Raw genomic sequence first — 9,057 nt, forward strand, 5'->3', positions numbered from 1 at the left:
ACGGCGTCCCACGGGGGAAGGAACTGCCGTCCGGGGCGCCGGAGATCAGCCGGTCACCTCCTTGTTCTTGCTCAGCGCCGTGGTGCGCTCGGTGACCGTGGTGCGCAACTTCTCGACGGCGGAGTCCAGCTCTTTCCCGTCGGCACCGGCCTTCACCGCCTGTTCGGCGATGCCGTTCAGCGCATTCAGGGCCTTCCCCGAGCCGTAGAACTTCTCGTACAGCTCCTTGTAGGCCGCCTTGTAGACGGGATCGAAGGCGTCCGAGTCCAGGAAGCGCTCCTTGAGCGGGTGGCCCATCATGCTGCCGAACCCGCCGCCGTCTCCCTCCCCGCCCTGACCGCCTTGGCCCTCCTGACCGCCCGGCATGCCTGAAGGCATTCCCGACGGCATTCCCTCCGGCAGCTCTTCGGGCATTCCCGACGGCATTCCGTCGGGCAGCTCTTCGGGCATCCCCGACGGCATTCCCTCGGGCATCCCGGTCGGCATTCCGGCTCCTCCTCCACCGCCACCGACGGCGCCACCCATGCCCATGTCGTCGTCCGGGCCCGCCGTCGCGTCGCCGCTGAAGGTGAGGTTGTAGTCCCATCCGAGGACCGAGAACTTCTTGGTGTCCAGGTCGTACCAGAGCAGGTAGTTCTTGCCCGGTCCGGCCATGTCGTCGAAGTTCATCAGCAGGTTCTGCGCCGCGAGGTACGTGGCCAGCGACTCGACGTCCACGTGCTGGCCGAGTTCCTCCTCGAATTCCTCGTCCGATGCCTCGTCAGCCCACTTGATGAGCTTCATGACCGGTTCCAGGTCCTGGCTGCCGACCTTGTTGAGCTGTTCGAACGACTCCTCGTAGTCGGTCGGGTCGTCGCCCTTGTACGCGAAGCTGCCGCCGGCCCGCGCCTTGTACAGGATTCCGTTGCCGTCACCGATGGACTCGGCGTACTCCGTGTCCGGGCTCTCGACCATCAACCGGGTGGCGAGCGGACGGTTGTTGACCTTCACCGACGTGAAGGCGTACCGCTCGCTCTTCTGACCGGTGGTGTCCGCCAGGCTCAGCGAGAGGGCCTCGTTCACCGGTACCTGGCCGTTGCTGCCGGGACGCAGTGAGATCTCCCGCTCACCCTGGTAGGCGCGGCCCTCGACGTACTCGTCGATCTTGATGAGCCAGGGCAGTTCCTCGGGCTTCTTCTCGGAGAGGTCGTACTGCGTGATCCCGCCCATGGCGCCACCGGCTCCGCCGGGACCGCCGCCGTTGTCCTGGCCGCGGTCCCGGCCCCCGGCCCCGTCGTCCTGCGACGGGGCCGGGTCGCCCTGCGCGGCTCCGTCAGGCATGGTCCGGCCGCCACCGGCCATGCCCTGGCCGGTTCCGCGCAGGGACATCAGGGTGGAGTTCCCTTTGAGACGGATCCCGACGTCCTCGAGATACACGCCGTCGATGGTGAGGTCGGCCTCGATGTACTCCTTGGTGCCGTCCTCCCGGAACTCCTTCATCATCTTGTCGAACTCGGTCTGGTCGTACTCGAGTTGGACGGAGTGGGACGCGGACGTGTCGTACAGATCGACCGTCCCCTGTACGTTGTCCGTGATCGCGTCGGCCTCCACGACGGAGGACGAGGTGACATACGGCGATATGCGGGCGTCGCCGAAGAAGTAGACCATCGTCGCCAGACCCGCACACAGGGCCGCGGCCGGCTTCCAGTGGTGCCGCAACCGTACGGGGACGCGGTCCCGCAGACGCCGCGGCCTGCGTACCGTCGCGCCGTCGCCCATCACAGGTCGGTCGTGTCGTAACCGGTCAGGACGGTCACCCGCTGGCCCGAAGTGCGTTCCTGCAACGCGGTCACCAGGTCGCTGGGTTCGGTGCCCTTCTTCATGCGCACTGTGTAGAACACCTCGGTCAGTGCCCCGCCCCGGATCGTCTCCGTGCTCACCAGCTCGAACTCACTGGTGTAGCGGATGAGGACGTCGCGGATGTCCGACGAGTAGTCCTCCCCGGCCGGCACCTGGACCTTGACGACCTGGCGCTGGACGTTGAGCGCGAACCAGTTGAACTTGAACATCACGATGATGACGGCGCAGATGACCACCGCTGCGACCGCGGCGAGGGTGTAGAAACGGGCGCCGGCGGCCATGCCCACGGCCATCGCCAGGAAGATGAAGCCGACGTCCCTGGTCTCCTTGACCGCGTTCCGGAACCGGACCACGGACAGTGCGCCGACCAGGGAGAACGCGCGGGCCAGGTTGGACCCGACGACCAGCATGATCAGCGCGACGATCATGCCCACGATGACGAGGGTCTGGACGTAGGACTGGCTGTAGGAGACGTTGCGGTGCGTGTACCGGTACACGTAACCGATCATCGTGCTCAGGATGAACGACAGCGCCATGGCCACGACCACGTCGGTGACGCTGAACGTACCGCTGAGTTCCTGCAGATCGAAGTTCACTGTGCTCCTGCTTTCAAGGGCGCATCGGGCGCCGACCGCTGCTGGGGCAGCGACTGTTCGGTGGGGTGGGGCGGCGGACAGTCCGCCTCGTTGACGTGGAAGACGGACCGGGGCGCCAGCCCGAACGCCTCGACGGACTGCACGTACTTGGAGACCCGGATGAGGTTGAGGTTCCGCCGGGCCGCGAGGTCCGTGATCCAGTGCGGGGTGCGCTCGTTGACCTTGATCTCCATCACCGACATGTGGGGTGGGATGGTGAACCGGTTCTCGGGCGTGGCGATGCCGAAGTGGAAGTCCCGGTCCCGGCCGCGGATACGCCGGTCGAACGTGACCCGCAGTCCGGTGTCCGCGTGGCGGCCGACCAGGGCCTCGCGCTGGTAGCCGGTGATCGCGGTGGGCTGGAGGTTGAGCCGTACGACCAGTTCGAGCACCTCGTGGATGAAGGCACGTTCCCGGGGTGAGTGCTCCACCAGCTCACGGCCGTCGCACAGCTGCCTGGCGGTGCCGTAGGGGAGAGTGATGCGGCGCTTCTGTGTGACCCGGTTGACGCGCTGCTTGATCTCCACGCAGACCGGGGACTCGTCCGTGACGCCGTCCAGGTCCCCGTAGTGGCGGATGCGCAGCTTGCGCCGGAACTTCAGTCCCTCGATCTTCTCCCAGTAGAACCGCAGCTGCGGGGTGTCGTAGTAGAGACTCCAGACGCCGTAGCCTCCGACCGGGCTGTTCAGATCGCGGTCCATCCGCTCGGCCAGCTCGTCCCGGATCTCGGCCGCCTCCTCGACCGGAACGAGGTACTTCAGCTCGAACCGATTGAACGCGTGCAGCCTGCTGGCCACGTGCAACGGCTGTTCCCCCGCCGGGTCCTGGTCCTCCTCCCGGCTCGGGGACTTCCGCCATGTGGTCACCGGTAGCACCACCATGCGCCTCCTTCGTCGTACGGCCCGGTCGGGCGACACCGCACACGAAACCGGCGGGACGTGAGAAGCCGCTGAGAATTGCGGGGTAATTCCAGGAGTATTTGAGGTGTCCAGAAAGTGAACTGGCCGAGCACGGGATCAGCCGGGATCCGTCCCTCGGCCGGGCCGAGGGACGGATCCCGGCGGTCATGCACCGCGTCAGCAGGTCATGACAGCGGCGGGTACGCGTTCTGGACCAACTGCTGGAACTGGGCGGAGAACCAGCGCCCGGCCAGCGGCGAGTTCGACAGCGCGCCCGTGGGGTTGTTGCCGTTGCGGGCGTTGCCGCCGTACGTCGGGTCGCACATCCGGTCGAAGCCCTTGCCTTCGTCGTTGGGAATGGCGGCGCTGTTGCCGTCCGACTCCCCCGGCGGCTTGACCCACACATAGGCGTCGATGCCGGCGGCCGGAGCCGCGGTCGGCCGTTCACCGATGCCCGCGCCGCTCTGGTTGCACCAGTTGCCGGCGTGGATGCGCCGGTCGATACGGGTGGCGTCGACGTATCCGTCCACGGTGGTCTGCGTTCCGGGACCGGTGGGCCGGGCGGACCCGCCCCAGCCGTTGCGCGAGGTGTCGATCAGCATGCCGAGCCCGGAGTCGAAGCCGGCCGCGACGAGCTTGTCACGCAGTGCCTGGGCGAAGGACTGCTCGTCCACGTACTGGTTCCAGTCCACCCACTTCGACTGACGTACGGTCTGACCGTTCACCGTGTCGGTGACCTTGAGATACGGCTCCTTGGTGGGGCTGTAGTTCGCGGTGTTGACGATGAAGCCGGCCACGTCGTTCACGCTCGCCCCGTTGGACGTCGCGACCTTGTGGAACTGCTGGACCGCGGGGCCGAGGTTGCTGTCCCAGCCGAGCCAGCCGTGGTGGGCGGCGTCGATGTAGTTGTAGACATTGGGGATGGCACCCAGCTTGTCGAGGGCGTAGCCGACGCCCTTCTCGTAGTTGCCGTTGGCCTTCATGGTCACGCAGGCGTCGGTGGTGGTGGGTGTGCCGCCGGCGTTGGTGACCAGGTTGGGCAGCGAGTCGGGCTCGATGACGGTGGCGATCCGCAGGCCCGCGTACTTGGATTCGGACAGGATCGACGCGATGGGGTCGATGTACTGGGACTTGTACTTGTCGAGGTCGTTGGGTCCGAGCTCGCCGTTGGAGGCGAGTGCGGCACAGTCGCGGCCGGGCAGGTCGTAGATGACGATCTGGACGACGAGGTCGCCGGAGCCCTTCTGCTTCAGTGCTTCGTCGAGGTGGGCGCGCAGGCCCATGCCGCCGTTGACGCCGTTGATGGCGACGATGCGGTCGAGCCAGACGGCGGTGGGCTGGTTGGCGATCTTGCTGCCACCCGGTTCGGCGGCGGCCTTGGCGGACCACTCGGGGTTCACGTACACCTTTGCGCCGGTGTAGGGGTTGTTGGCCTTGCCGGAGGGGGTGCCGGGGTCGGTCGGTCCCGGGTCGGTGGGTCCGGGATCGGTGGGTCCGGGGTCGGTGGGGCCGCCGCCGACGTTGCAGGTGACGCCGTCGAGCGTGAACGTGGCGGGCACGCCGTTGCTGCCGCTGTAGGAGCCGTTGAAGCCGAAGCTGACCGAACCACCGCTCGCGAGCGTGCCGTTGTAGCTCTCGTTGGCGGCGGTGACGTCGGCACCGCTCTGACTGACCTTCGCGTTCCAGGCGTTCGTGACCTTCTGGTTGCCGGCGTACGACCACTTCACCGACCAACCCGACTTGGCGGCGGCGTTGTTGGTGATGGTCACGGCGGCGGTGAAGCCGGTGTCCCACTGGCTCTGCACCTTGTAGTCGACGGTGCAGGGGACGGCCGAGGTGGCGGCCCCGGCCTGGCCGACGACGAGCGCCGTCCCCGACACCCCGGCGACCAGCGCCAGGGCGGCGAGCAGCGATGTCCTGGTGTGACTCATGAGTGCGGGTTTCCTTCTCTCGGAGTGGACTTACAGACGGAGGGAGCGCGAGCAGTCGCGCGAGTCGACGGCCTACGCGGGGGCAGTGCCGTCGTGGGCGGAGATCAAGGAGGGAGCAGACGAGCGTTCCTGCGCGTGCCAGGTCTGTCCGGGCAGGACGAACTCACGGTCGTCGCGCCACGTCACTCCCCGGGCGACAAGGGAGGGCGATCAGGCGCGATCGTGCGAATTCAGCGAACTCCCCGGCTGCAAAGGGGACTTGAGCCACGCCTGGGCAAGCGTGGAGTCCCGGAGGCCGGTGCGGCGAGCGGAGCGCTTCATGGCGTACGTCTCGCCGCGGACCGCCAGGACCTCGGCAGTGCGGCAGCGAGCGGTGCTGGCTAAAAGTACTGAATGCGGGGGGTGTCTCATGAGCGAGTCCTCACAGCCTGGCGCGTCGCTACGGACGCGTCGAGTGATGGAAGCGCTCCCACTGGTGAGGAGGAAGCTAGCGCCAGCCGACGAGCTTTCATAGGGCCCTTGCGAAACTTTTCGCCCCCGTCGGCCCAGTTCGAACTTTGAACTCCCCAACGTCTTGACGGCACTTGCCTCCATCCCCACGATGGGAGCGCTCCCACTGGATTCAGACCTTGGCACCTCTCCGTGAGTCGCATGACGCAAGGAGGAACAGCACATGGATCCCGGACGCAAACGCAGATCCGTACGGCGGGTTTGGAGCGCCGTCGCCGTCGCGTTCGCCCTTCCCCTGTCGATGCTCGCCACCGGCACGACCACCGCCAACGCGGCGGCCGTGCAGTGCAGCGTCGACTACAGGACCAACGACTGGGGTTCCGGCTTCACCGCCGACCTCACCCTCACCAACCGCGGCACCGCCGCGATCGACGGCTGGACCCTGACCTACGGCTATGGCGGCAACCAGAAACTCGCGAACGGGTGGAACGGCACCTGGTCGCAGACCGGTCGGACCGTCACCGTCAAGAACGCCCCGTACAACGGCACCATCGCCCCGGGCGGCGCCGTCTCCTCGGGAGCGCAGTTCAGCTACACCGGCACCAACGCCGCACCGACCGACTTCGCGATCAACGGCACCAGTTGCACCGGCGCCCACCAGCCGCCGATCACCGTGCTGACCAGTCCGGCCGCCGGCGCGGTCTACTCGCGCGGCGACTCCGTGCCCCTCGCGGCGACCGCGGCGGCCGCGGACGGCGCGACGGTCAGCAAGGTGGAGTTCTACGACGACACCACGCTGCTCGGCACCGACACGACATCGCCGTACTCGCTCTCCGCCTCCAGTTTGACCGTGGGCAGTCATTCGCTGCTGGCGAAGGCGTACGACAGCCTGGGCGCGTCCGCGGAGTCCACCCCGGTCGGCATCACGGTCGCCGCGGGTCCCGCCGTGGTGGCCTCGACCACCCAACTCGCGGTCCAGCAGGGCAGGACGGCGACGTACGACATCACACTCTCGACCCAGCCATCGGCCGAGGTGACCGTGGCAACCACCCGGACCGGCGGCAACACGGGCCTGTCCGTGACCGCCGGCGCCTCGCTCACCTTCACCCCGTCGAACTGGAACACCGCGCAGAAGGTGACCGTCACGGCGGACTCCTCCGGCACGGGCGCCGCGACCTTCGAGTCCACAGCCGCCGGGCACGGCAAGGCGACGGTGACGGTCACCCAGATCGCGGCGACGGGCACGTACAACGCCCGCTTCCTTGAGCTGTACGGCAAGATCACCAACCCGGCGAACGGCTACTTCTCACCCGAGGGCATCCCCTATCACTCGGTGGAGACACTGATCGTCGAGGCCCCGGACCACGGTCACGAGACCACGTCGGAGGCCTACAGCTACCTGCTCTGGCTCCAGGCCATGTACGGCAAGGTGACCGGCGACTGGACCAAGTTCAACGGTGCCTGGGACATCATGGAGAAGTACATGATCCCCACCCATGCCGACCAGCCCACCAACTCCTTCTACAGCGCGTCCAAACCGGCGACATACGGGCCCGAGGAGGACACGCCGAACCAGTATCCGACCGCGCTCGACCCGTCCGTACCCGTCGGCTCGGACCCGCTCGCCGGTGAGCTGAAGTCGGCGTACAGCACGGACGACGTCTACGGCATGCACTGGATCCAGGACGTCGACAACACCTACGGTTTCGGCAACACCCCGGGCGGCAAGTGCGAGGCCGGCCCGACGGAGACCGGGCCCTCGTACATCAACACCTTCCAGCGCGGCCCGCAGGAATCGGTGTGGGAGACGGTGCCGCAGCCGACCTGCGACGCCTTCAAGTACGGCGGCAGGAACGGCTACCTGGACCTGTTCACCGGGGACAAGTCGTACGCCAAGCAGTGGAAGTACACCACCGCCCCGGACGCCGACGCCCGCGCGGTGCAGGCCGCCTACTGGGCGGACCTGTGGGCGAAGCAGCAGGGCAAGGGATCGGCCGTGTCAGGCACGGTCGCCAAGGCGGCCAAGATGGGCGACTACCTGCGATACGCGATGTACGACAAGTACTTCAAGAAGATCGGCAACTGCGTGGGGGCCTCGTCCTGCCCGGCCGGCACCGGCAAGGACTCCTCGCACTACCTGCTGTCCTGGTACTACGCCTGGGGCGGCTCCACCGACACCGGTGGAGGCTGGGCCTGGCGCATCGGATCCAGCTACGCCCACAGCGGCTACCAGAACCCGCTGGCCGCGTACGCGCTCAGCTCGCACGCCGACCTGAAGCCCAAGTCGTCGACCGGCGCGGCCGACTGGAGCAAGTCGCTCCAGCGGCAGATGGAGTTCTACCGATGGCTCCAGTCGGACGAGGGAGCGATCGCCGGCGGCTCGACCAACAGCTGGGCCGGCCGTTACGCGACCCCGCCGGCCGGCAAGTCCACCTTCTACGGCATGTACTACGACCAGCAGCCCGTCTACCACGACCCGCCGTCCAACCAGTGGTTCGGCTTCCAGGCATGGTCGATGGAGCGGGTCGCCGAGTACTACCAGCAGACCGGGAACGCGCAGGCCAAGGCGGTCCTCGACAAGTGGGTGAAGTGGGCGCTGTCCAAGACCACGATCAACCCGGACGGCAGCTACCAGATCCCCTCGACCCTCCAGTGGTCGGGCCAGCCCGACACCTGGAACGCATCAAGTCCCGGCTCCAACAGCGGACTTCACGTCACCGTCGCCGACTACACCAACGACGTGGGCGTGGCGGCCGCGTACGCCAAGACACTCGCGTACTACGGCGCCAAGTCCGGTGACGCGGCGTCGAAGTCGACGGCGAAGGCGCTGCTGGACGGCATGTGGGGCAACTACCAGGACAGCCTCGGCATCGCCGTTCCCGAGACCCGCAGCGACTACAGCCGGTTCGACGACAGCGTCTACGTGCCGAGCGGCTGGACCGGCACGATGCCCAACGGCGAGGCCATCAACTCGTCCTCGACGTTCTCCTCGATCCGGTCCTTCTACAAGAACGACCCGGCCTTTTCGAAGATCGAGGCCTACCTCAAGGGCGGCGCCGCGCCCGTCTTCACCTATCACCGGTTCTGGGCCCAGGCGGACATCGCCCTGGCCATGGGCTCGTACGCGGAACTCCTCGAGTAGCCCCCCGGGGCTCCGCGTACACGACCCGTCGCACGGCGACGGGTCACCCGGCCGGGCGGCCCCACACCCCATTACCTTCTTCGTGGCCCCGCAATGGGGCGCCCGGCCTCCGGAGTTGGCATGACTTTCTCCCCCTGTCGAACGCATGGCCTGGGGGGTGG

The 9,057-nt window shown here is 67.4% G+C and carries 5 protein-coding genes; 1 reads left to right on the forward strand and 4 read right to left on the reverse strand.

Features of this window, described 5'->3' with window-relative positions; genetic code table 11:
- Positions 1 to 45: 45 nt before the first annotated feature.
- From ACIOHP_RS46450 to ACIOHP_RS46465, 4 genes are all read right to left on the reverse strand, one after another.
- The gene (locus ACIOHP_RS46450; protein WP_401897374.1) at positions 46 to 1,758 is read right to left on the reverse strand and encodes a CotH kinase family protein; all 1,713 of its coding nucleotides are present in this window, start codon (positions 1,756 to 1,758) and stop codon (positions 46 to 48) included.
- Positions 1,758 to 2,435: a DUF4956 domain-containing protein gene (locus ACIOHP_RS46455; protein WP_361489896.1), complete on the reverse strand. Its 678-nt coding sequence runs from the start codon at positions 2,433 to 2,435 to the stop codon at positions 1,758 to 1,760. Before ACIOHP_RS46455 ends, ACIOHP_RS46450 begins: the two co-directional genes overlap by 1 nt.
- A complete protein-coding gene (locus tag ACIOHP_RS46460) occupies positions 2,432 to 3,355 on the reverse strand; it encodes a polyphosphate polymerase domain-containing protein (protein ID WP_401897376.1) in 924 nt (307 codons plus the stop codon). The genes ACIOHP_RS46455 and ACIOHP_RS46460 overlap by 4 nt, the downstream gene beginning before the upstream one ends.
- Before the next feature lie 203 nt (positions 3,356 to 3,558).
- The gene (locus ACIOHP_RS46465) at positions 3,559 to 5,304 is read right to left on the reverse strand and encodes a glycoside hydrolase family 6 protein (protein WP_401897379.1); all 1,746 of its coding nucleotides are present in this window, start codon (positions 5,302 to 5,304) and stop codon (positions 3,559 to 3,561) included.
- A 673-nt stretch (positions 5,305 to 5,977) separates the two neighbouring features.
- On the opposite strand from ACIOHP_RS46465, the gene ACIOHP_RS46470 reads away from it, so the two are divergent.
- Positions 5,978 to 8,896, forward strand: coding sequence for a glycoside hydrolase family 48 protein (locus ACIOHP_RS46470; protein WP_401897382.1), 2,919 nt, complete (start codon positions 5,978 to 5,980; stop codon positions 8,894 to 8,896).
- Positions 8,897 to 9,057 lie beyond the last annotated feature (161 nt).

The organism is Streptomyces sp. NPDC087859, from assembly GCF_044742595.1.
Taxonomy (GTDB): Bacteria; Actinomycetota; Actinomycetes; order Streptomycetales; family Streptomycetaceae; genus Streptomyces; species Streptomyces canus_F.